General features: G+C 72.7%; 18 protein-coding genes. 7 read left to right on the top strand and 11 right to left on the bottom strand.

The genetic code is table 11. From position 1 onward, the window contains the following. Positions 1 to 2: 2 nt before the first annotated feature. From E6R60_RS11940 to E6R60_RS11950, 3 genes are read right to left on the bottom strand one after another with little or no spacing between them, the layout of a single operon-like run. Positions 3 to 638: a PadR family transcriptional regulator gene (locus E6R60_RS11940; protein WP_136326480.1), complete on the bottom strand. Its 636-nt coding sequence runs from the start codon at positions 636 to 638 to the stop codon at positions 3 to 5. Positions 639 to 686: 48 nt separating this feature from the next. Next, a complete protein-coding gene (locus tag E6R60_RS11945) occupies positions 687 to 2,144 on the bottom strand; it encodes an aldehyde dehydrogenase family protein (RefSeq protein ID WP_136326481.1) in 1,458 nt (485 codons plus the stop codon). A 54-nt stretch (positions 2,145 to 2,198) separates the two neighbouring features. Further along, positions 2,199 to 3,080: a helix-turn-helix transcriptional regulator gene (locus E6R60_RS11950; protein ID WP_136326482.1), complete on the bottom strand. Its 882-nt coding sequence runs from the start codon at positions 3,078 to 3,080 to the stop codon at positions 2,199 to 2,201. Positions 3,081 to 3,412: 332 nt separating this feature from the next. Between E6R60_RS11950 and E6R60_RS11955 the strand changes: the two genes are divergently transcribed. Beyond that, complete coding sequence (locus tag E6R60_RS11955) at positions 3,413 to 3,913, top strand: ATP-binding protein (protein ID WP_136326762.1); 501 nt, start codon at positions 3,413 to 3,415, stop codon at positions 3,911 to 3,913. 79 nt (positions 3,914 to 3,992) lie between these two features. On the opposite strand, the gene E6R60_RS11960 is transcribed toward E6R60_RS11955, so the two are convergent. Further along, on the bottom strand, positions 3,993 to 4,235 hold the full coding sequence (locus tag E6R60_RS11960) for a DUF397 domain-containing protein (RefSeq protein WP_136326483.1): 243 nt from the start codon (positions 4,233 to 4,235) through the stop codon (positions 3,993 to 3,995). Between the two features lie 251 nt (positions 4,236 to 4,486). On the opposite strand from E6R60_RS11960, the gene E6R60_RS11965 reads away from it, so the two are divergent. Then, positions 4,487 to 4,978: a hypothetical protein gene (locus E6R60_RS11965; RefSeq protein WP_136326484.1), complete on the top strand. Its 492-nt coding sequence runs from the start codon at positions 4,487 to 4,489 to the stop codon at positions 4,976 to 4,978. Between the two features lie 32 nt (positions 4,979 to 5,010). On the opposite strand, the gene E6R60_RS11970 is transcribed toward E6R60_RS11965, so the two are convergent. The 3 genes from E6R60_RS11970 to E6R60_RS11980 all read right to left on the bottom strand — a co-directional run bounded on the left by E6R60_RS11970 (position 5,011) and on the right by E6R60_RS11980 (position 9,630). Further along, positions 5,011 to 7,161, bottom strand: a complete 2,151-nt coding sequence (locus E6R60_RS11970; RefSeq protein ID WP_136326485.1) for an FUSC family protein — start codon at positions 7,159 to 7,161, stop codon at positions 5,011 to 5,013. A 260-nt stretch (positions 7,162 to 7,421) separates the two neighbouring features. After that, positions 7,422 to 8,597 (bottom strand): DUF2786 domain-containing protein, encoded by a 1,176-nt coding sequence (locus tag E6R60_RS11975; RefSeq protein ID WP_136326486.1) that lies wholly within the window; start codon positions 8,595 to 8,597, stop codon positions 7,422 to 7,424. A 121-nt stretch (positions 8,598 to 8,718) separates the two neighbouring features. Next, positions 8,719 to 9,630, bottom strand: coding sequence for an NADP-dependent oxidoreductase (locus tag E6R60_RS11980; protein WP_136326487.1), 912 nt, complete (start codon positions 9,628 to 9,630; stop codon positions 8,719 to 8,721). A gap of 147 nt (positions 9,631 to 9,777) precedes the next feature. On the opposite strand from E6R60_RS11980, the gene E6R60_RS11985 reads away from it, so the two are divergent. Further along, positions 9,778 to 11,484, top strand: a complete 1,707-nt coding sequence (locus E6R60_RS11985) for a bifunctional 3'-5' exonuclease/DNA polymerase (RefSeq protein WP_136326488.1) — start codon at positions 9,778 to 9,780, stop codon at positions 11,482 to 11,484. A 162-nt stretch (positions 11,485 to 11,646) separates the two neighbouring features. Here the strand turns inward: E6R60_RS11985 and E6R60_RS11990 are convergent, their stop codons facing one another. Next, positions 11,647 to 12,498, bottom strand: a complete 852-nt coding sequence (locus E6R60_RS11990; RefSeq protein ID WP_136326489.1) for a carbohydrate-binding protein — start codon at positions 12,496 to 12,498, stop codon at positions 11,647 to 11,649. A 47-nt stretch (positions 12,499 to 12,545) separates the two neighbouring features. Beyond that, positions 12,546 to 13,904, bottom strand: a complete 1,359-nt coding sequence (locus tag E6R60_RS11995) for an alpha-lytic protease prodomain-containing protein (protein WP_136326490.1) — start codon at positions 13,902 to 13,904, stop codon at positions 12,546 to 12,548. Between the two features lie 187 nt (positions 13,905 to 14,091). On the opposite strand from E6R60_RS11995, the gene E6R60_RS12000 reads away from it, so the two are divergent. Continuing rightward, positions 14,092 to 14,775, top strand: a complete 684-nt coding sequence (locus E6R60_RS12000) for a phosphotransferase (protein ID WP_136326491.1) — start codon at positions 14,092 to 14,094, stop codon at positions 14,773 to 14,775. Between the two features lie 79 nt (positions 14,776 to 14,854). Here the strand turns inward: E6R60_RS12000 and E6R60_RS12005 are convergent, their stop codons facing one another. After that, positions 14,855 to 17,350 (bottom strand): FtsX-like permease family protein, encoded by a 2,496-nt coding sequence (locus tag E6R60_RS12005; RefSeq protein WP_136326492.1) that lies wholly within the window; start codon positions 17,348 to 17,350, stop codon positions 14,855 to 14,857. Continuing rightward, positions 17,344 to 18,078 carry an ABC transporter ATP-binding protein gene (locus E6R60_RS12010; RefSeq protein WP_136326493.1) on the bottom strand — a complete coding sequence of 245 codons (735 nt, stop codon included), beginning with the start codon at positions 18,076 to 18,078 and terminating at the stop codon, positions 17,344 to 17,346. The genes E6R60_RS12005 and E6R60_RS12010 overlap by 7 nt, the downstream gene beginning before the upstream one ends. 133 nt (positions 18,079 to 18,211) lie before the next feature. On the opposite strand from E6R60_RS12010, the gene E6R60_RS12015 reads away from it, so the two are divergent. The 3 genes from E6R60_RS12015 (at position 18,212) to E6R60_RS37000 (ending at position 21,965) form a co-directional block, all read left to right on the top strand. Next, positions 18,212 to 19,558, top strand: a complete 1,347-nt coding sequence (locus E6R60_RS12015) for a sensor histidine kinase (RefSeq protein WP_136326494.1) — start codon at positions 18,212 to 18,214, stop codon at positions 19,556 to 19,558. A 2-nt stretch (positions 19,559 to 19,560) separates the two neighbouring features. Continuing rightward, positions 19,561 to 20,202, top strand: coding sequence for a response regulator transcription factor (locus E6R60_RS12020; protein WP_136326495.1), 642 nt, complete (start codon positions 19,561 to 19,563; stop codon positions 20,200 to 20,202). A gap of 893 nt (positions 20,203 to 21,095) precedes the next feature. Further along, positions 21,096 to 21,965, top strand: coding sequence for a hypothetical protein (locus E6R60_RS37000; RefSeq protein WP_206309390.1), 870 nt, complete (start codon positions 21,096 to 21,098; stop codon positions 21,963 to 21,965). Positions 21,966 to 22,171 lie beyond the last annotated feature (206 nt).

Consider the following 22,171-nt stretch of genomic DNA (forward strand, 5'->3'; position numbering starts at 1 on the left):
GGTCAGCGTTCGTCGTCGGCGGAGCCGGCCCCGTACGGGTTCTCCTCGCCCTCGGCCAGCACGCCGACGAACGGATCGCCCTCGCCCGCGAAGGTGTACGCCCCCGCCTCGATGCGCTCGATCAGCCCCTGCGTCCACTGCGCGCCCGAGTCGGCCGAGTGCACCCACATGTTCATGATCTCGCCGATGTGCCCGATCGACTCGGGCCCCGCCTCGGGCGTGTAGTACTCGGTGACCGAGGTCCGCCACCGCGCGAGACCGGCCACCCGCTCCTTGAGCAGGGCCACCGCCTCGGCGCGCTCCAGGTCCACGATCCCGCCCAGCCCGGCGGACAGCACGTCCAGCTTCTGGTCGTACGAGGTCAGCGCCGCGCGCAGCAGGGCGAAGTACTCCTCGTTGCCCCGTTCGGTGATCTCGTACTCGGTGCGGGGCGGGCCGCCCACCGTGCTCGGGGCGACCTCATGGGCGAGCAGGACGCCCTGCTTCGCCATCTGCTTCAGTGCGTGGTAGATCGACCCCGGCTTGGCGTGTGACCACTCGTGCGCGCCCCAGTACTCCAGGTCGTTGCGGATCTGATAGCCGTGGGCCCGGCCGTGCTGCCGCACGGCGCACAGGACCAGCAACCGGATCGCCGACATCCCGCCCACCTCTCTCCCCGACTTCGACGAGAGTAGCGGGGCGGGGATTCACAGGGGGAACGTGCTCCGGCCGTGCTGGATGGATATCCACTTCTGGGTGGTGAAGGCCTCCACCGCCGCCTCACCGTTCAGCCGGCCCGTCCCCGAGTTCTTCTCGCCGCCGAAGGCGACCAGGGGGTCGTCCTGGACGGTGGCGTCGTTGACGTGGAACATGCCGCTGTTGATCCGCCGGGCGAAGCGCACCCCGCGTTCGGCGTCGGCGGTGTGCACGGCGCCGCTGAGTCCGTAGGGGCTGTCGTCAGCGATCCGTACGGCCTCCGCCTCGCCGTCGAACTCGATCAGCAGCGCCACCGGGCCGAAGATCTCCTGGGAGAGCAGCGGGGAGCCCGCCGGGAGCCCGGTGAGCACGGTGGGCTCGACGAGGTTGCCGCGGGTGCGGCCGCGGACCGGTGCCGAGGCCCCCTCCGCGAGCGCCTGGTCGACCAGGGCCGTCAGCGCGTCGGCGTGGAAGGTGCTGATGACCGGGCCGATCTGCGTCTCCGGGTCGCGGGGGTCGCCGGTACGGAGCGCTGCCACCCGGGCGACGAACTTCTCGGTGAACTCGGCGGCGACGGCGCGGTCCACCAGGATCCGGTTGGCGGCCATGCAGACCTGGCCCTGGTAGACGAAGCGGCTGAAGACCGCGGAGTCGACGGCGTAGTCGATGTCCGCGTCGTCGAGCACCACCAGGGCGCTGTTACCGCTGAGTTCGAGCACGGTGCGCTTGAACAGCGCGCCCGCCGTCGCGGCGACGTGGCGGCCCACCCGGTCGGACCCGGCGAAGGAGATCGCCTTGGGGACGGGGTGCTCGATGAACGCGTCGCCTATCTCGGCTATGTCGGTGACGACGACGTTGAGCAGCCCGGCCGGCAGCCCGGCCTCCTCGAAGATCCGGGCGATCATCCCGCCCCCGGTCACCGGAGCGTTCTGATTGGGCTTGATGACGACCGCATTGCCGAGCGCCAGGGCCGGCGCGACGGACTTCATCGCCACCAGGAAGGGGAAGTTGAAGGGGCTGATGACGCCGACGACGCCGACCGGAAGCCGGTAGAGGCGGTTCTCCTTGCCGTCCACCGCGGAGGGCAGGATCCGGCCCTCGGCATGCAGCGCCTGGTGGGCGGCCTCGCGCAGGAAGCCCTGCGCGGCGCTCAGTTCGTACAGCGCCTTCGCGCGGGTGCCGCCCAGTTCGTCGATGATCGCGTCGACGATGTCGTCGGCCAGTTTCTCGGTGCTCCGCAGGGCGCGGTCCAGGACGTCACGGCGCTCGTACGGACTCGTGAGGGCCCAGTCCCGCTGGGCGCGCTCGGCGGCGCGGTAGGCGCGGTCGACCTCGTCCGCGGTGGCGACGGTGATGGCGGCGAGCTTTTCCCCGTTGTAAGGGTTGAAATCGATGATGTCCCACGAGCCGGTGCCGGTGCGCCAATCACCGTCGATGTACTGGGCAGCCAGCTCATGGAAGAAGGACATGCGATCCCTTACTGCAGGTGCAGACTCCTGTCGGTACGTCATCGTACTGAAATATCAGGAGAGTTGGAGGAGACCACGGAGCAGATCACGGCTCTCCTCCGGGCCCGGGCTGTCCGCGTGGAGCCGGACCATCGCCTTTTCGTACTGGGCGACTTCTTCGGCCTTGTCCACATAGAGCGCACTTGTCAGCTGCTCCAGATAGACAATGTCCGACAGGTCGGATTCCGGGAATCGCAGCATCGTGAAAGAACCGCTCTCACCCGCGTGCCCGCCGAAACTGAACGGCATCACCTGGAGCGTGATGTTCGGCTGCTCCGACATGTCGATCAGGTGCCGCAATTGGGCGCGCATGACCTCACGGCCGCCGTACGGGCGGCGCAGTGCCGCCTCGTCCAGTACTGCGTGAAAACGCGGGGCCTGTTCGGAGACGAGGGTCTTCTGCCGTGCCAGCCGCAGGGCCACCCGGCGGTCGATCTCGGCGGCGGGGGCGCCCCGCATGCCACGCGAGACGACCGCGTGCGCATAGTCCTCGGTCTGCAACAGCCCGTGCACGAACTGGACTTCGTAGATCCGGATGAGCGAGGCAGCGCCTTCCAGGCCGATGTACGTCTGGAACCAGCCGGGCAGCACGTCCCCGTAACTGTGCCACCAGCCCGCCACGTTGGCCTCACGGGCCAGGCCGAGCAGGGAATCGCGTTCCGCCTCGTCCGTGACTCCGTAGAGCGTGAGCAGGTCTTCGACGTCCCTGGCCTTGAAGCTCACCCGTCCCAACTCCATGCGGCTGATCTTCGATTCGGAAGCCCGGATGGAGTAGCCGGCCGCCTCACGCGTGATGCCGCGTGAGTCGCGCAGCCGCCTGAGCTGCGAACCCAGCAGGATGCGCCGCACCACGGATCCACTCGACTCGCCTGCCGCCACTGGTCCGGCCCTCCCCATCGCTTCCTGGGCATCGGGGTCCCCCCGAACCCCAAGAGCCGGATTCTGCCATCAAAACGCTTCAGCCCGTACTCATTCGATTACGGAAATGGGAAGACTTTGGGACGGTACCGAAACTCCGTACAGGAAGAAATGAGCAAGAACCGGCACGGGATCGGACAGGTCAGGCGCGTGCACGTGCATCTGCCCTTGCATCTGCCCTGCGCATTCGGAACCATGGGCCTCGCGCACCTGCGTGCTCGTTCGTGTTGTGCCGCTGTACCCGCGTACCCGCCGTACCGATACAGCCGCGATTCCTGGGAGTGCCTCGCATGGGGACGAATGGATCGACGATGCTCGAGCCGTTACGGCAGGGGCTTCCCCCCATCGATCCCTCCGCCGTCTCCGGATCAGCCACCTGCGCCCTCCCGGCCCGCTACGAAGCCGTCGGCGGCGCACGGCAATTCACCCGGGTGACCCTGAGCGGCTGGGGCCTGAGCGAGCGCTTCGACGACGTCGCGCTCGTCGTGTCCGAACTGGTCACCAACGCCCTGCGGCACGCCCTGCCCACCGGAGCCCCGCGCGAGCCCCAGGACCCCGCGGTCCGGCTTCACCTGATGCGCTGGACCTCGCGGCTGGTGTGCGCGGTGCGCGACCCCAGCCAGGCGAGTCCCGTCGCGTCCGAGGCGGAGGATTCGGCCGAGTCGGGCCGCGGACTCTTCCTGGTGGATTCCTTCAGCGACTCCTGGGGCTGGCACCCCTCGCCCGTCCTGACGCCGGAGAGCGCGTCCGGCGGACCGACCACGCGCGGCAAGGTCGTCTGGGCACTCTTCCGGCTTTCCGACCCGGTGTGACGCGGGGGCCGCAGGAGCGCCGCACCGCCGGCGGATGACGGCTCGGCGGGCGCCGTTCAGGCGTCCGCCGGGACGACGCTCAGGCCTCCGCTATCAGGTGGTCGAACTCGCCGTCCTTCACGCCGAGCAGGAGAGCCTCTATCTCCGCGGGCGTATAGACCAGGGCCGGCCCCTCGGGGTGACGCGAATTGCGCATCGCCACATCGCCGTCGGGCAGCTTGGCGAACTCCACGCAGGAGCCCTGGGAGTTGCTGTACCTGCTCTTCTGCCAGACGACTCCGCGAAGCTCTGTGGCTGCCATGCCGTTGTACACGTGGTGCACAGGACGCTCCCCGAGTTGCAAAGTGCAAGTGTCAACTGTCTCGGATCATAGCCGTGTTCAATTTCCGGTGCATGAGCGGATGCATGCGCAGATGCACGTGCACGCGGGGTGTTCCCCCGGTTACAGCACTCCTCGGGAGAAAGACGAACGAGAAGCCTGTTCGGCTCCCGATTCCGGGAGTTGGCCGTTCCGCCCGGATGGCGACTCACTGGTAGCTTGGACGGTCATTCGTCTTCCAGGGGGAATTCAGCATGTACAAACTCGTACGTACCGGCACTGCGGTCGCCACCGGGCTCCTGGCCGCGCTCGCCCTCACCGGGTGCACCAGCGACAGCGGCAAGGACGACGCGGACAAGGGCTCCGGCACCACCGCCACCCCGGCGCCCGGCGGCAGCGCCGGCGACGGCACCGGCTCCGGAGCGAGCGACGACGCCGGCAACACGAAGGCGCTGGAAGGCGCCTGGGCCGGGCAGACCGACGACAAGGCGGTGGTGCTGTCCGTCGCATCCGGGAAGGCCGTGGTCGTCGCGGACTCCCACGTCTGCACGGGCACGGTCAAGGACATGGGCAAGCCGATGCTCGCGCTGAAGTGCGCCGACGGCAACACCGACCGGACCATGGGAGCCATCGAGTCCAACGACGGCAAGACCGTCGTCGTCTCCTGGGACGGCGGCGCCAAGGACACGCTCGCCAAGACGGACGCCGATTCCCTGGAGGGGCTGCCCGACCTGCCCACCCCGTGACGAGCGCGGGCGCGCCCGCGCCTGACGGGCCCTCAGCCGTCGTCGGGCGCGTGGGACCGGGAGCGCGAGCCGCCGTCCAGGCCCTGGGAGAACTCTTCCAGGGCTTCGAGCAGGAGGCCGGCCCCGTTGCGTACGACGGGGTCCGAACCGGCCCCCTGGCTCCGCTCCTCCTCGTCCCACCGCTCCAGCGCTTCCCGCACGGCCGTCCAGTCCGGTACGCGCCGCTCCCGCACCGCCTTCGCCCCCTGCTCGGTGGCCCGGCGCAGCGCATCGGCGAGCGGGGCGGCCGCTGGTACGGGGGTGGCGCCGCCCTCCGGAAGATGCGCCTCCAGCAGCATCGCGACCCGGCCGAGCTGGGCGAGCGCGTGCTGGGTGTCCTCGGCGGCGGCGCGTGAGAGGCCGCGGTGGCGCACCGGTTCGTGCTGGGCGGTGGCCACCGCCTCCTGCCAGGCGACGCGGGCGTTCCGGGTGGCGAGCAGGGCCCGGCGCACGTCGTCGTGGCCGCGGCGGCCCGGGTCCGCGTACTGGTCGATGACCGAGGCGGCGTAACGGCCGTCCGCCTTCAGCCAGTCGCCGAGCCGGCCGCGCAGCCGCGGGGTCTCCCAGGCCGGGTAGAGCGCGTACGAGATCATGGCCAGAACGCCGCCGAGCAGGGTCAGCAGGACCCGTTCGAGGACGGTCTGCGAGAGGTCGTCGCCGGCCATGCCGAGCAGGAAGACCACATAGGCGGCGACGCAGGCCTGGGCGACGGCGTAGCCGGTGCGCATCAGCAGGTACATCAGCAGGGCGCAGAGCACGGCGAGCGCGGCGGAGAGCCCGGCCCGTGGATGGGCGGCCTGGACGATCGCGCTGGCGGTGAAGACCCCGACGACGGTGCCGCCGAAACGCGCCACGGACCGTTCGTACGTCCGGGAGAACTCCGGCCGCATCGCCATGACGGCCGCCATCGGCACCCAGTAGCCGTGGCCGTACGGCAGGGCCAGGCCCAGCAGATAGCCGGCCGCGGCGACGACGGAGATCCGGATCGCGTGCCGCAGGATCGGGGAACCGCGGTGCAGCTCCCGGCGCATCGACCCGAGCACGACCGGCACCAGCCGCGGCAGGGTGGGCCGGGAGTGGTGCTCGGGTACGCGGTCGCCCCGCCCGGCCTCGATGGCGTCGGCGACCTCGGCCGCCCCGGCCCGCTCCTCCTTCGTGCCGTCGCCCTCGGCGGCCTCGATCACATCGGAGAGGAGGGCGGTCAGCCGGTCGGCGGCGCGGAGCGGGGGGCCGCTGAGCAACGCGCCGGTGTCGGGGGTCTTCAGCGCGGCGACGGCGGGCGCGGGAAGGCGCACCGGGTCGCCGTGGCGGATCGCCCGGGCGGCCGCGTCGAGCAGGGAGGCGGCGGCGGCGAGGAGCTCGCGGACGCGGTCGCGTTCGGGGCCTTCGGACGGCACGCCCATCGCCGGATCAGCCAGTGAGGCGAGGACCGGCCGGAGCCGCTCGGCGGCCCCGCGCGAACCGTGCAGTTCGGCGGGGCGGCGGCGGGCCTGGCGGGCGGTGACGGCGGCGGCCTTGCGGGCCTCCATCAGGGGAGCCGGGTCGAAGTGGGCGACCGGGTCGTGGCGCAGCCTGCGGGCGTAGTCGGCCTCGGCGGCCAGGGCGTCGGCCAGGGCGTCGCGCTGGGCGCCCCATCGGCGGATCGGGAAGACGACGATCAGCAGCGCCTGGACGACTCCGCCGACCGTGATCATCAGGGCGTGCAGGGCCGCCTCGGCGACGGAGGTGGGCAGGGTGACCGTCACCACCATGATCGCGACGTTGGACGCGGCGATGACGCCGGCCGTCGGACCGGCCGCCCAGGCCAGCCCGGCGAGGAAGGTCCAGACGATCAGCAGGGCCAGGAAGAGCACGAGGTGGGAGCCGGTGACGTAGCCGAGGAACGTCGACACACCGAGGCTGAAGCCGGAGACCAGGGCGAGTACCGGCCGGGGGCGCCAGCTGCGCTGGAAGGTGGCGATCGCCGCCTGGAAGGCGCCGAACGCGGAACTGGCGGCGACGAGGGGCCCGAAGAGGGTGAGCGTCACTCCGAGCACGAGGGCCAGACCCGCCGCGCCACGGAGGGCGATCAGCGGTTCGAGGCGCGCCCTCTCGATCGTCAGCCCCGAGCGCGCGGTCTCCCTCAGCGCCCGGAGCCAGCTCATGCGCAGAGCCTAGCCGGAATCGGCTGTATGCCCGAGTTGTCGGGTTGGGCTTTCCGGCTTGCGGTGGGCTGCGGGGCGTCGGGGGTGGGGCGGGCCGGCGCGGGACGGGCTTGCGGGTGGAGGCTGCACGGCTTCCAGGGAGGGTGGGGCGGCGCGGGACCTCCGGCGGGCGGCCCGATGGTCCGGCCTGGGCGGACGGGCCTGCACGGGAACACCGGCGGGCGGCCCGATGGCCCGGCACCGGCGGACGGCCTTCGCCCTCAGCCGGAGAGCTCCGGCCCGGCCCCGCCCATCCTCGCCCGGTCCGCCGCGGCCGTCCCGTGGGTCCAGCCGTCCGGGTCCGTGGCGCCGCGGACCCGGGTGGTCGTCGTCTCGGGGAACATCTTCTCGGCCGTGTCGGTGACCGCCACGTCCCGTGCGGCCAGCACCGGCAGCAGACCGGACCCGGCGGACGGCTCACCCGTCGCGGCGCTCTCGGCGTCGGCCTCGGCGGTGGCGCGGGCGGTGCCGTCCGCCAGCCGGCGGCCCAGCCGCTGGGCGTAGGCCATCAGGAAGGACTGCCGGAAGGTCTTGGTCCGTTTGCGGCCGCCGGCCCTCTGGCCCGCCTCGGCCCGGGTCATCGCCGCCGTGCCCTGGACCAACAGCGAGGTGTACAGCAGCTCCACGGCCTCCAGGTCCGGCTCGAAGCCGACCACGGTCGAGAAGCCGAGCTCGCTGTTCCACACGGCCCGGCAGCGGTTCGCCGAGGCGACGGCGTCGAGCAGGATCGCCTTGGCCGTCTCGTACGGGGCGTCCACCCCGATCCGGCAGGCCCCCGGGACGCCGCCGCTGTGCGTACGGGCCGCCAGCACGGCTTCGTCGATGCTGTGCCGGGCCATCAGCTCCTGCGCCTTGGTGGTGAGCGCCTCCGCCTCCTCCGGGAAGCCGGTCGCCTCGGCCTTGGCCAGCAGGGCGCGGATCCGGGTCAGCATGCGCGGTTCGTCGTGCGCCGGAGGAAGGTGCAGGGTGTCGCGCAGGGCGCCGGGCGCCGGTCCGACGGGCTCGATCACCGGCAGCCGGAGCAGCAGCCGGTAGAGCCCCAGGAGTGCGGAAGCGTACGAGAACCGGTCCGGCCGCCCCGGCGGCGGCGCGGCGGGCAGCTCGTCCAGCTGGGCCTGCCAGCGGGGCGGCAGCACCTGGTAGCGCCGGACCTCCGAGCGGATCAGCCCGGCGGCCAGCCCGGCCGCGTGCTCGTCCAGTTCGCGGCGGACGAGGCGTACGAGGTCGGCGGGCAGCCAGCCCCGCTCCCAGGCGCGCCGGACGAACTCCTCGCCCCGGCGCACCAGCTCCGCGTCGGACGCCGGGGCGGCGGCGAGGAGGGACGCGCCGGTATCGAGGCCCGCGTCGCCGTCCGCGTACAGGGCCGCCGCGAATGCCTGGTCGATCACCGGTTCCATGAGGTCAGGGTAGGCATGACCGCCCCGGCGGAATTCATCCACACCCTGTGGACAAAGGCGGCCGGGGTGACGACGGGCAGGGGGACGCGCTTTTCGACGACAGGCGCCCCCTGCCCTCCCGTCACGGCAGCAGGACGACCTTCCCCCGTACGTGCCCCGCCTCGCTCAGCGCCTGGGCCTTCGCCGCCTCGGTGAGCGGGAACGTCTCGGCCACGGGGATCCGCAGCTCGCCGACGGCCGCGAGCCGGGCGTGCTCGGCCAGCTGTTCCCTGGACCGGGAGCCACCACCGGAGAACGCCACGCCGTACTTCCCCGCCTCCTGGTCGGCGATGGTGACGATGCGGTCGGTGGTGCCGCCGCGCAGCTCGATGGAGTCCGGCAGCGCTCCGCGTCCCGACGCGTCGAAGACCGCGTCCACACCCTGGGGAGCGAGTTCGCGCACCCGTCCGACCAGCCCGTCCCCGTACTCCACGGGCGTCGCGCCGAGCACCCGCAGATAGTCGTGGTTGCCCGGGGACGCCGTGCCGATCACCGTCGCGCCGCGGGCCGTCGCCAGCTGGACCGCGGCCGAACCGACGGCTCCGGCCGCCCCGTGCAGCAGCAGGGTCTCCCCCGCCTCCACGGCGAGTTCGTCCAGCACGCGCTGGGCGGTGTGGGTCGCGATGGTCAGCGCGGCCGCGTCCGGCCAGCTCAGCTCCTCCGGCTTGGGGGCGACGAGCGCGGCATCCGCCAGGGCGTACTCGGCGTAGGAACCGGTGACGCTCCAGCCCAGCACCTCGTCGCCCACCGCCACATCGGTGACCCCCTCACCGGTCACGTCGACCACCCCGGCGAACTCGACGCCGGGAATCGCCGGGAGCGACGTCGGGAACACGTCCTCCATCCAGCCGCGCCGGATCTTGTAGTCCATCGGGTTGACCGCGGAGGCCCGGACCTTCACCCGCACCTGCCCGGGGCCGGGGTGAGGGTCCTCGACCCGGGCCGGGTGCAGCACCTCGGGTCCGCCGAACTCCTCGAAAACGATCGCTTCCATCGTGTCGCCTGCCTCCTCGTCGCAACGGAGATCCGGACCGGGACATGTCCTGAAATGCCGCCTGCCCGGGCCCGGATCCATCCTTCCAGCCGGTGCCCTGCCGCGCGCTGCGCCTCGCTGTCAGTGGCGGGTGCCAGACTCGAATCCATGACCGAACGCTGGGCCGTGGCCGTGACGGAGAGCGGTGGCGCGCGCCTCGCCCCGCTGGACCGCACGGGCCGCCCCACCGCCCCGGTCGTGACCGAACCGGATCTCGTCGAGGCCGTCCGCTCCCGGCCCGGAGTCACCCGCTGGGTGTGGCGGTCGACGGCCGAGGTCTACCCCCGGCTGCTGGCCGCCGGGGTCCCGGTCGCGCGCTGTTACGACGTCGAGGTCGCCGAGTCCCTCCTGCTGGGCCATGAGGGACGGCTCGGCGAACCCCGCTCCGCCGCGGCCGCCCACGCCCGTCTGCTGCACGGCCCGGTGCCGCCCGATCCGCCGCCGCGCTCCGCGGTGCCGGGCTCCCAGTCCTCCCTGTTCGAGCCGCAGTCGGGCACGGATCTGCCGTTCGACGCCCTGCTCCGGGTCTACGCCGACCAGCTCGCCCGCCATGGCGCCACGGACCGGCCGGGCCGGATGAGCCTGCTGACGGCCGCCGAGTCCGCCGGCATGCTCGTCGCCGCCGAGATGAACCGCGCCGGACTGCCCTGGCGGGCCGACGTCCACCGCGAGGTGCTGCACGAACTGCTGGGCGAGCGGTACGCGGGCGGCGGCGAGCCCCGGAAGCTGGCGGAGCTGGCGGACGAGGTCTCCACCGCGTTCGGCCGCCGGGTCCGCCCGGACCTCCCCGCCGATGTGGTGAAGGCGTTCGCGCAGGCCGGGATCAAAGTGCGCTCGACCCGGCGCTGGGAGCTGGAGGGGCTGGACCATCCGGCGGTGCGGCCGCTCGTCCAGTACAAGAAGCTGTACCGGATCTGGACGGCCCACGGCTGGAGCTGGCTCCAGGACTGGGTCCGGGACGGCCGCTTCCGCCCCGAGTACCAGCCGGGCGGCACGGTCAGCGGCCGCTGGACGACCAACGGCGGCGGGGCGCTGCAGATCCCCAAGGTGATCCGGCGGGCAGTGGTCGCCGACGAGGGCTGGCGCCTCGTCGTCGCGGACGCCGACCAGATGGAGCCGCGGGTGCTGGCCGCGATCTCCCGCGACCGGGGCCTGATGGAGGTGGCGGGCCATGACGGCGACCTGTACACCGCGCTGTCCGACCGGGCCTTCCACGGCGACCGCGACCACGCCAAGATCGCCCTGCTCGGCGCGGTCTACGGCCAGACCTCGGGGGACGGGCTGAAGAACCTGGCCGCCCTGCGCAGGAGGTTCCCGGACGCGGTCGCCTATGTGGACGACGCCGCGAAGGCCGGCGAGGAGGGCCGTCTCGTACGGACCTGGCTGGGCCGGACCAGCCCGCCCGCCGCGGGCGGCGAGGACGACGGAGAGGCCGGCATCCCGCAGGAGAGCGACGCCCCGCCGGCGGACGGCTCCGACCCGGTGGGAGGCTTCACGCCGGGGTACGCCTCGTCCAACGCCCGTGCGCGCGGCCGCTTCACCCGTAACTTCGTGGTGCAGGGCAGCGCGGCCGACTGGGCGCTGCTGCTCCTGGCCGCGCTGCGGCAGTCCCTCGCGACGGCCGGCCTCCGTGCCGAACTGGTCTTCTTCCAGCACGACGAGGTGATCGTGCACTGTCCCGAGGAGGAGGCCGGGACCGTCGTGGAGGCCATCCGGGCAGCGGGTGACCTGGCCGGACGGACCGCCTTCGGCGACACACCGGTGCGCTTCCCGTTCACCACGGCGGTGGTGGAGCGCTACTCGGACGCGAAGTGACCGGCCCCGGACCCGGCGCCAAGTGACCGTGCCCCGGCCCCGGGCGCGAACCGACCATGCCCCCGGCCCGTGAGAATCGGGGCCCGGCCGGGCGCGGCGCGTGCCCCGGGGAGAGAGCCCGGGGCACGCGCGCGGCGGTGGGGCCCCGCCGGTCCCGTCCGTCTACCCGCGCTCCCACAACGCGGGGACGTTCGGCGGCTCCCAGCCGGTCAGGGCGGTGTGAGCCTGCAGACAGCGGTAGGCGACCCCGCCGTACGTGACGCGGTCGCCCGCGTTGTAGGCCGCCCCGGCCGCCCAGGTGCCGCCCGGTCCGGGCGGCGGGTCCGTCGGGTCGGTCGGCGGATCGGTCGGGTCCGTCGGGTCCTGTGCGACGTCGAGGACGAAGTCGAAGGTCCCCTCCTTCCCGGCACCCACGGACCGCACGTTCATCAGGAGCGCCGGGTCGTACAGGGTGTCGGTGTTGTTGCGGGGTTCCCCCGGGAAGTACAGCTGGGTCGTGAGGATGCCCGAGCCGGGCGCCTGGGCCTTCACATGGATGTGCCGGGTGCGGCCGGGATAGAGCCCCGCGACCACCGTCGTGAGCGTGAAGGCTCCGGACTGATCGGTGAACTGGTGGCCGCGGAAGGCGTATCCGCTCATGTCGTACGCGCCGTTGGCGTCGGCCTGCCAGAAGTCGAGCAGCACTCCGGGGATCGGCCGGCACCCCCGGCCGAAGACGTAACCGCTGACCGTCAGCCGGACTCCGGGGGTGCTGGCGGTCACCAGGCTGGTGCGGAGCGGTGAGTTGGGCTTGAAGTAGGGGCCCTCCATCTGGTCGTGCGTGGGGCCGTCGCCGTCGTCGCAGTCCGGGGTCGGGGCGAGCGGCACTCCGCTGGAGCCGGTGTCGCGCGCCAGCGCGACCCCGCCCCCGGCGAGCAGCGGGACGGTGGTGGCGGCCAGCGCCGCCTTGAGGAGGTTCTTGCGGCTGATGGGCCGGTCACCGGCGGGGCCGCCGGAAGTCGGATCAGGAGTCATGGCTGCTTCCTCGGGGTGGGGGGAAGGGTACGTGCGAAGCGTGCGGGTTACAGGACCTGCCAGAGCGCGGGGACGTTCGGGGGCGTCCAGCCGGGCTGCGCCTGGTGTCCCTGGAGGCAGCGGTAGCGGCCGGAGCCGTACGTCACGACGTCACCGGCGGCGTACGTCGTACCGGCGGCCCAGCTGCCGCCCGGATCGGTCGGCGGGTCCGTCGGGTCGGTCGGCGGATCGGTCGGTGTTCCGCTGGTGACCAGGGTCAGCCCGTACGCCTGGAGCGCCGGGTTCACCGGCTGGAAGTACGTCGTACCGCCCTGGGAACAGTTGCCTGAGCCGCCCGAGGTGACGCCCTGGGCCTGGCTGCCGGAGACGAACGAGCCTCCGGAGTCGCCCGGTTCGGCGCACACGTTGGTCCGGGTCACCCCGGAGACGGTGCCCTCCTGGTAGGTGACGCTGCTGTTGCGCTGCTGGACCGTGCCGCAGTGCCAGCCGGTGGTCGAGCCGGAGCGGCAGACGGAGGAGCCCTCCAGCGCCTCGGTGGATCCGGTGACCGTCACATCGCCGTTGCCGTAGCCGTTCACGAGTGGACGCGGCGTCCAGTTGGTGTTCGCGGCGACCCAGGAGTAGTCGCGGCCGGGGAAGGTGGAGCCCTGGAAGGTTCCCTGCACCTGCTGGTTGTAGCCGCTGGTGCTGACCCCCGGGGTTCCGCAGTGCCCGGCGCTGACGAAGCCGCCCTGGGCGCCGCGCTTGACGGGGAAGCCGATGGAGCAGCGCCCGGAGCCGTTCATGTAGTACGCGTCACCGCCCCGCAGGTCCGCGTACGTGCGCGGCTGCCCGGCGCTTCGCGTGATCGTCACCAGGGCCCGGGGCACTCCGGCCGCGGCGAGGAACGCGTCGGCGGCGGCGGCCCGGCCGGCCTGGACGACGACACGGTTGGTGGCGACGTCGACGTACCAGACGGGCACGTCCTTCGGCGCCCTGCGCAGCGCCACCCGGTCGAGTGCGGCCTTGGCGGAGGTGAGTGCGGCCAGGCTGTGGCCGACGACGACGGGCCGGGCGCCCGCCTCGGCGATCCGGCGGGAGTCCGAGGCCTCGGTCGTGGCGACGGTCAGCTCCGCCGACGCGCCGCTCACGCGGGCTCCGGCGAATCCCGGCCCGAGCGAGCGCCGCAGTCCGGCGGCCACAGCTGCGGCACGGGACTCGTTGCCGATGCGTTCCGCCGCCTGGTCGGCCGTGAGTCCGAGATCGCGCTGCATGGCCTTCAGCAGACCGGGCGAGAGCCGGTCCGCCCCGGCGGGCGACAGGTGGGGGGAGGGGTCGGCGGAGGCGGTGCCGGTCAGTCCGGCCAGCGCGAGCGCGCCGACGGCCACGGTGGCGGCACACGCGGCCAGTGCACGTCTGCGGAGCATGGATCTCTCCACGGAACTCTCCTTGGCTTCGGGGGAATTGCCGTCAACGTAGCCGCGTACACGTCAGCTCCAGGAGATCCCGTCCGCCCCATCGCGCGACGTTATGGGGCTGCCCCGACCGGCGGCGACACGGCGGAACACGCGCGAGCGGCCTCCCCGCTCAGGCCCGCGCGAGTAGGTTCCTCTCATGCGAATAGGCCAGAGGCTGGGCGGCGGGCGCTGCGCCGACGTATACGAACTGGACGAGCAGTGGGTCCTGCGGCGCTACCGCGACGGGCTGGACGCCACCCGCGAACTGCCCGTCATCTCCTACCTGTCGGCCTCGGGCTACCCGGTCCCGCGGCTCGGCCCGCGGCCCCCGTCGGCCGGCCCCGGCGATCTGATCCTGCAGCGGCTGACCGGTCCCACCCTGCTGGAGGCCCTGCTCAGCGGCGTCATGGACGGCGCCGAGGGGTCCGTCCTGCTGGCCCGTCTGCTCGCCGATCTGCACACCGTCCCGGCCCGCCTCTCGCAGGATCCCGAGGACCGCATCCTCCACCTCGACCTGCATCCGGACAACGTGATGCTGACGCCCGACGGCCCGGTGGTGATCGACTGGAGCAACACCGAGGAGGGCCCGCCCGCCCTCGACCGGGCCATGACGGCAGTGATCCTGGCGCAGGTGGCGGTCGATCCGGACCACCCGGCTGCCGGCGGCGCACGCGAGCTGCTGACCGCCCTGGTACCGCACCTCCTCCTCGCGGAAGGCGGCCTACCGGACCGCCACCTCGCCGACGCGGCGGCCCGCCGCACCGCCAACCCGACGATGAGACCGGCCGAACGGGACCTCATCGGCGAGGCGGTGGCCCTGGTCACCACGCTCTCCCGCTGAGGCCCCGTCACGACTGTCCGCCGGCACCTGCTGAGGCCCCGTCAAGACTGCTCGCGCACCGGCCGAGGCCCGGTCACGCCTACTCGCGCGCCCCCGCGAGGTCGACCGGCCGGGTACGCAACGCGAGCGAGGCGGGCAGCACCGCGGAGACCACGGCCACCAGCGCGCTCGCCGCGACGACCGAGCCGATGGTCCCCCACGGGGCGACGACGGGCGAGTGCACGCCGAGCAGTCCCAGCGCGGTCCGTACGCCGAGCAGGTTCAGCGCCGCCACCGCCCCGCCGAGCACCGCGCCCACCGCCACCACGACCAGCGCCTCCGCCCCCACCAGCCGCAGCACCTGCGCCTTCGTCGCCCCGGCGAGCCGGAGCACCGCCAGGTCGCGCACCCGGTCGGAGGTGGCCATGACCTGCGTGTTGGCCAGGGCGATACCCGTGTACACCAGGGCGATCAGCAGGATCATCAGGAGCCCGAGGCGGGTGTTCTCGCCGGTCCGCCGGTGGTTCTCCGCCAGCCACCCGGCCCTCGTCGCCACCACGGCGCCCGTCGCCCGGGCGGCCGCCTCCAACTGCGAAGCGACGGCCGACTGCCCGTCACCGCCGACGACCTTGACGTCGATCCGGTCGACCACGGCGCCTCCGGCATTGCGCGGGGTCACGTACACACCGTTGTCCCCGGTGCCGGTGCTCAGCACGGCCGCCACCCGCAGGGTGACCTTGCGGCCGTCGGCCAGCCAGACGCCGACGCGCTCGCCGACCGTGGTGGTCATCCACTCCTCGTTGACGACCAGGGAGCCGTCGTCGAGGCCGGCGAGGCTGCCCGCCACCACGGGCAGCGCCGACACCGCCGCCGCGTCGGCCGGATCCACGGCCCGCGCCTCGGAGCCGACCAGTGCCGTGCCTTCCTCCAGCACGGTCACGGAGGTGGACCGCGAGGCGCTGACGACGACACCCGGGATGCGCCGGGCCCGCTCGACGAACCGCGGAGACAGCGCGCCGCCCCCGCTCCCCGCCGTGACCACGAAGTCCGAGGTCACCTGGGTGCGCGCCTCGGTGGCCCGGGCCTCGGCGAGGGTCGCCGTCGTACCCGTCAGCGAGGCGGCCAGCGCCACGGTGAGGATCACGGGCGCGGCGACGGCGGCCGTGCGGCGCAGCCCGGCGGAGGCGTTCTCCCTCGCCAGCACGCCGGTGGCACCCGGCAGTCGCGCCGGCAGCCAGGCGAGGAACCGGGTGACCGGTCGTACGAGCGCGGGCGCGAACAGGGCGAAGCCCACGATGAACAGCATCGGCTGGGTGACGTACGTCTTGCGCTTGAGGACGCTGCCGGGGTCCTGGACGAGGGCGAGGCCGAGCAGTACGGCACCGGTCAGCAGGACGGCCGCGCCGGCCAGCACCCGGCTCAGCGGCATCGAGCCGCTGTCCACGGCTGCTTCGCGCAGCGCCTCCGCCGGCCCCACCCTTCCGGCACGGCGCGAGGCGGCGACCGCACCGGCCAGCGCCACGGCCAGCCCGGTCCAGAAGGCGGTGTACAAGGGCCAGTTCTGGTCGCCGATCGTGAACCAGCGGGGCGCGATTCCCTCGCCGGTCATCCAGGAGGCGAGCCGGGGCGCACCGAGGACGCCCAGCCGGCAGCCCGCACCCGACGCCAGTACGCCGATGACGAGCGCCTCGGCGTACACCGTCCGCCGCACCTGGCCGGGCGTCGCGCCCGCCGTGCGCAGCAGGCCGAACTCGCGGCGGCGCTGGGCCACCGCGAAGGAGAACGTGGAGGCGACCACGAAGACGGAGACGAACGCGGTGATGCCCGCGGCCGTGCCCAGGAGGGCGTTCACGGAGACGAGCGCCTCGGCGTCCCGGTCCGGGTCGGGGTCGGCCCGGCGGCGGTCGTCGCCGGTGAGCACCGCCATCCGCTCCTCCCGGTCCACGAGCGCGCGCACCGCCGCCGGATCCGCCTGCACCACCACGGCGTCGAGGTCCGGGGAGATCCGGGCGGCCTCGGCCGCGGTGAAGAACACGGCGGTCTCGAACCCCGCGGGGCGCACCGTCCCGACGACGGTCCTGGTCCCGGTCCCCGCAGCGGTGGTGACCGTGATCCGGTCCCCGGTCCGCACGTCGGAGCCGCCTCCCGCGGTGACGACCACCTCTCCGGCGGCGGCCGGGGCCCGTCCGGCGGACAGCCGGTAGGGGGTGGCGGCCGCCACCGGCCACGGGTGGCCGACCGTCGCCCCGCCGCCCCCGTCGAGGCGGGCGGCGCCGGCCGAGACGGGGAACGTGCGGTCCTCGACCGTGGGGCCGAGCCGTGCCAGCGCGGCGGCGAGTTCCGCGGGGACGGCCCGGGGCGAGGTCAGCTCCCGGGTCCGGACCCCGCCCGGAGTACGTACCCGCAACCGGTCCTCGCCCCGGACGACGACGGGGGCGGCGGCGAACCGCTCGGGCCCGTGACGCGGGGCGTCGAACGTGGCCGCGAGGGCCAGCCCGGTGGTGGCGATGATCCCCACGCCGAGGGCGAGCGCGAGGAAGGAGCCGACGAAGGTGACCCAGCGGGTCCGCATGCCGCGCAGCGCGAGGCTCAGCACGAGGCCACCGCCATGCGCGTCATGCGCGCCGCGACCTGCTCGGCGGACGGGTCCGGCAGTTCGTCCCGCACCCGGCCGTCGGCCAGGAACAGCACCCGGTCCGCGTAGGAGGCGGCGACCGGATCGTGCGTCACCATGATCACCGTCTGGCCGTCGTCGACCATGGTGCGCAGCAGTGTCAGCACCTGCCGGCCGGTCGTGGAGTCCAGGGCGCCGGTGGGCTCGTCGCCGAACAGCACATCGGGCCGGGTGATCAGGGCGCGGGCCAGGGCCACGCGCTGCTGCTGGCCGCCGGAGAGTTCACCGGGCCGGTGCCCGGCCCGTTCCCGCAGCCCGACCCGCTCGAGTACGTCCAGGACCTCGGCCCGCTTCGGCCGGCGGCCGGCCAGCCTCAGGGGAAGAGCGACGTTCTGCTCGGCGGTCAGCGCGGGAAGGAGGTTGAACGCCTGGAAGACGAACCCGATGCGGGTGCGGCGCAGCAGCGTCAGCTTCCGTTCACTGAGTCCGGTCAGTTCCGTGTCGCCGAGGAACACCTGCCCGGCGGTGGGCCGGTCGAGCCCGGCGGCGCACTGGAGCAAGGTCGACTTGCCGGATCCCGAGGGGCCCATGACGGCGGTGAACGTCCCTCGGGGGACGTCCAGACAGACCCCGTCCAGCGCGGTGACCGCGCCGGTGTTCCTGCCGTAGGACCGGGTGACCGAGCGGAGCCGGACAGCTGTGTGATTCATGGCCCCCACTCAACCGGCGGCGTCCGGGCGGCACATCGCAGCGAGCGGGAGTCCTCGGGGTGGAGGTAGCTCCACCCCGGGAGTCGACCTCGCTGGGTGGTCCCTCTCTCCCCGCCCGGCCTAACGTTCCCCCATGCCCTCCCCCGCCGCCCCTTCCGCCGGACCGCCGCCCGCCCCCGGTCTTGGGCGGGCCCTGCGGCAGCCCCGCTACGTACGCACCGCCTGGCCGTGGCGCGCCACGCTCTACCTGGTGACCAGCGTGCCCCTGGGCCTCGTCACCCTCACCGCGCTCCTCCTCCTTGCGGTCGCGGGCAGCGCGCTCACCGTGATTCTGATCGGCATCCCGCTGCTCCTCACCCTCGTGCTCGCCGGCATTCCGGTGGCCGCTCTGGAACGGTCCCGGCTCCGGCTGGTCGATCCGCGGCCCCTCGCCCCGGCACACCGCGAGCCGGAAGGAACCGGCCTCCCCGCCTGGCTGCGCACCCGCCTCCAGGAGCGCGCCACCTGGCGGGAGCTGGGTTACGCGCTGCTGTTCGCCCTGGTGCTGTGGCCGCTGGAGGCGCTCGCGGTGGGGACGGCCCTCGTCGTCTGCGGCGGGCTGATCGCCGCGCCCGTGATGCTGGCGGCGAGCGGGGGCGAGGAGGCCCGCGTCCTCAAGATCTGGCTGATCCACACCTATCCGCCTGCCTTCGCGGCCCTGCTCGCCGGACTGGTGCTGCTTCCCCTGTTCGCGTATCCGCTCGGGATCGTGGCGGCCGGCCGGGCCGCGCTGACCCGGCAGTTGCTCTCCGCACCCGACGACGGACCCGACTCCCGCATCCGGGAGCTCGGCCTCTCGCGGACGCGGCTGGTGGACGCCTTCGAGGCGGAGCGCCGTCGGATCGAACGCGATCTCCACGACGGGGCGCAGCAGCGGCTCGTCGCCCTGTCCATGACCCTCGGCCTGGCCAGGCTGGAGGGGCCGGCCGAACCGCTGGCCGGGCTGCTGGCCAAGGCCCACGAGGAGGCCGGGGCCGCGCTGGTGGAGATCAGGGAACTCATCCGGGGCATCCACCCCCAGGTCCTCACCGACCGCGGCCTGCAAGCGGCCGTCGAGGACGTCGCGGACCGTTCGCCGGTCCCGGTGGACGTGGACTTCGACCTGCCGGGCCGCCTCCCCGAAACGGTGGAGACGGCGGTCTACTTCGCGGTCTGCGAGGCGCTGGCCAACGTGGCCAAGCACAGCGGGGCGGACCGCGCCCGGGTGAGCGGCCGGGCGGAGAGGGGCCGGCTGGTGGTGGAGGTGTCGGACGACGGGGCGGGCGGCGCGGGCACCGGAAGCGGCACGGGACTCCAGGGCGTGGCGGACCGCATCTCGGTGCTCGACGGCCACCTGTTAGTGTCCAGTCCGCCCGGCGGGCCGACGGTGTTCCGGCTGCAGGTCCCCCTGCCACCCGCGGCTCCTGCGGACCCTGCGGACCCTGCGGATACGAGGACGTGAGCGTGCGCATCGTACTGGCCGAGGACAGTGTGCTCCTGCGGGAGGGACTCATCGGTCTGCTGGAACGGTTCGGCCATCAGGTGGTGGCGGGCGCCGGCACGGCGGACGAACTGATCGGGGCCGTGGCCGCACACGGCCCGGACATCGTGGTGACCGATGTGCGCATGCCGCCCGGCTTCTCCGACGAGGGCCTGCGCGCCGCGATCGAACTGCGCACCCGGCAGCCGGGGCTGCCCATCCTCGTCCTCAGCCAGTACGTCCAGCGCGCCTACGCCGAGGAGCTGCTCGACTCCGCCGACGGTACGGGCGTCGGCTATCTGCTCAAGGAACGCATCGGCGACGTCGAGGAGTTCATCGACGCCCTTCACCGGGTCGCCGCCGGGAACACGGTCGTCGACCCCGAGGTGGTCCGCCAACTGATCCGCCGCCGCCGGGACCCGCTCGCCCGGCTCACCGCGCGCGAGCAGGAGGTGCTGGCCCTGATGGCGGAAGGCAGGTCCAACGCGTCGATCGCCGCGGCCATGACGGTCAGCGAGGGGACGGTCAGCAAACACTTCGGCAGCATCCTCGGCAAGCTCGACCTGTCGCTGGACGACACGACGAACCGCCGGGTGCTGGCGGTACTGGCGTACCTGCGGGGCTGAGGCGTCCGCCCGCGCGCATTCCTCCGTACACACGCCGACGGTGATCGGTCACGGGGTCCGGTCGACGTCGTCCTCGACCCACGTGCGAAGAGGGTTGAGCGGGACGGCGGCGCTCGTGCCGAGGGCGGTGAGGCTCATCCTCCGCACCACGGCCTGATCCCCCCGGCGCCCGCCCACGGGATCCCGCCCCGACCAGCCGCCACGGGATCCCCCGCCGACACCAGCCCGCGGGATCCCCTGCCGACACCACCCCGTGGGAGGGAGCACGGCCGCGTCCTACGAGATCCGCCGCCACAGCAACAGTCACCCGCCACCCGGACGCCCGCCTCGCCGTCGCAGCGAAACCCTCACGCGGGAGAACGTCCAGGGCATGAAAAAGCCCCAGGTCACGGCGAGTGAGTCCTGGGGCTGATCCGAGCCGCCTTCGGGATTCGAACCCGAGACCTACGCATTACGAGTTGTCCGATCTCGGTCCGCACGAGTCCGGGGGCGTCCGCCGGTCGGATCGCGTTGCAGGTCACGTGAGCTGTCGGACGTCACCGGATCAAGGGGGACCGCGGTGGATTGGGCAGCAATGGAGACTGGAAGTGAGACTGGCCTGCCAGGCTGTACAGGTTGGTCAGGCCCTATTTAGCGGTTCGATCAACGAACGTATGGGTGTTGGGACAGGTCAGCTGCTGCACCAGCCGTCACCCCGAAACCCTCGGACCTGCATCGACCGCGCCGCCCTCACGCACCGTACGACTCTGTAGCTTCGGCGCTTTGGCACCCGAGGCGAGCACCTTCCTCGCTCGGAAACTCACCCCTACCAAATGCTCACCTTAACCAACGTCCTCCGCTGGCTCCGAAATCGCTGCGCACCGGCCCGGCCGCTCCCACTACGCTGTCCGGTCATGAGCACCCCACCGCGCCCGCGATTCTCCGTCCGCGCCGGCCTCGCAGAGCCCACGGCCGACGGACCGTACGACGGGGTGCCCGACCATCTTCTCGTGGCGTTGCAGACTTGGGTGAAGGAAAGCCTGAGCTACGAGGGCAGGCCAAAGGAAGCGGCGCGTCACATTTGTCTTCTACTGCGCATAGCCCCGATCACTTCGAATCCTCGGCTGGGCCCGCAGTACCTGGGTGCTCTGATGCTGAGCGGAAACGATCTCCTCGATGTCATCGACGCGACCCTCGCCTACAGCACCACGACACCAACATCGGTCGTGGCATCTTGGAGGATCCGCGAGCTCCAGACGCTTCTAGACAACGCTGGTTCGGCGTATCGGGTGACGGACGCAGAGGACGGACTGGAGGAGCGTGTGGACCCCGCCGTCCGCGACGCGGTCCGCCACACCGTGGCTGACGCCGCAGCCGCCGCCTCCTCCGGCTCTGCGGCCGACCATCTGGCGGCCGCTTGGCAAGCGGCCTACGGACGCGCTCCCGACCCGCAACGCGCCTACAGCGAGGCCATCAAGGCGGTGGAGGCTGCGGCACACGCAACCGTCCAGACCAACAATAAGAATGCCACCCTCGGCACCATGCTCGGCGAGATCGGCAACGCACGGCACAAGTTCAAGACCGCGCTCTCGACAAGACCAGGCACGGATCCCATCGCTCCGGTAGAGGCGATGATGCGCGCCCTGTGGGAGGGACAGACCTCTCGCCACGGAGGTCAGACCGTCACTCTGTCCGAAACCCTGGAGGCCGCCCGCGCTGGTGTCCACCTTGCGGCCGCCTTGGTCCAGTGGTTCGCCTCCGGTGCAGTGACCCGTACTCCCTGATCCGGAGCCACACTGCACAGACTCCTTGAGCGCACCGGCAGCCTGATGATCGGGTTTGGTCATCCGGCGTCCGCTTGGGGCCCGATCGGGTCTGATCCGTAGACGAGTACACGGCGCAGTCCCGCCGCTGCATGGCTGGCGGAAGGCGGGCTACTTGAGACCTGACAGACCGTGAGCGTCCAAGTTGATGTCGGTCGTGGATGTTA

The organism is Streptomyces sp. A0642, assembly GCF_004795105.1.
GTDB lineage: Bacteria > Actinomycetota > Actinomycetes > Streptomycetales > Streptomycetaceae > Streptomyces.

Excerpts from the sequence above, each read along its gene's own strand:
- E6R60_RS11940 (WP_136326480.1), bottom strand. The coding sequence starts at position 638 with ATGTCGGCGATCCGGTTGCTGGTCCTGTGCGCCGTGCGGCAGCACGGC.
- E6R60_RS11945 (WP_136326481.1), bottom strand. The coding sequence starts at position 2,144 with ATGTCCTTCTTCCATGAGCTGGCTGCCCAGTACATCGACGGTGATTGG.
- E6R60_RS11950 (WP_136326482.1), bottom strand. The coding sequence starts at position 3,080 with ATGGGGAGGGCCGGACCAGTGGCGGCAGGCGAGTCGAGTGGATCCGTG.
- E6R60_RS11955 (WP_136326762.1), top strand. The coding sequence starts at position 3,413 with ATGCTCGAGCCGTTACGGCAGGGGCTTCCCCCCATCGATCCCTCCGCC.
- E6R60_RS11965 (WP_136326484.1), top strand. The coding sequence starts at position 4,487 with ATGTACAAACTCGTACGTACCGGCACTGCGGTCGCCACCGGGCTCCTG.
- E6R60_RS11970 (WP_136326485.1), bottom strand. The coding sequence starts at position 7,161 with ATGAGCTGGCTCCGGGCGCTGAGGGAGACCGCGCGCTCGGGGCTGACG.
- E6R60_RS11975 (WP_136326486.1), bottom strand. The coding sequence starts at position 8,597 with ATGGAACCGGTGATCGACCAGGCATTCGCGGCGGCCCTGTACGCGGAC.
- E6R60_RS11980 (WP_136326487.1), bottom strand. The coding sequence starts at position 9,630 with ATGGAAGCGATCGTTTTCGAGGAGTTCGGCGGACCCGAGGTGCTGCAC.
- E6R60_RS11985 (WP_136326488.1), top strand. The coding sequence starts at position 9,778 with ATGACCGAACGCTGGGCCGTGGCCGTGACGGAGAGCGGTGGCGCGCGC.
- E6R60_RS11990 (WP_136326489.1), bottom strand. The coding sequence starts at position 12,498 with ATGACTCCTGATCCGACTTCCGGCGGCCCCGCCGGTGACCGGCCCATC.
- E6R60_RS11995 (WP_136326490.1), bottom strand. The coding sequence starts at position 13,904 with ATGCTCCGCAGACGTGCACTGGCCGCGTGTGCCGCCACCGTGGCCGTC.
- E6R60_RS12000 (WP_136326491.1), top strand. The coding sequence starts at position 14,092 with ATGCGAATAGGCCAGAGGCTGGGCGGCGGGCGCTGCGCCGACGTATAC.
- E6R60_RS12010 (WP_136326493.1), bottom strand. The coding sequence starts at position 18,078 with ATGAATCACACAGCTGTCCGGCTCCGCTCGGTCACCCGGTCCTACGGC.
- E6R60_RS12015 (WP_136326494.1), top strand. The coding sequence starts at position 18,212 with ATGCCCTCCCCCGCCGCCCCTTCCGCCGGACCGCCGCCCGCCCCCGGT.
- E6R60_RS37000 (WP_206309390.1), top strand. The coding sequence starts at position 21,096 with ATGAGCACCCCACCGCGCCCGCGATTCTCCGTCCGCGCCGGCCTCGCA.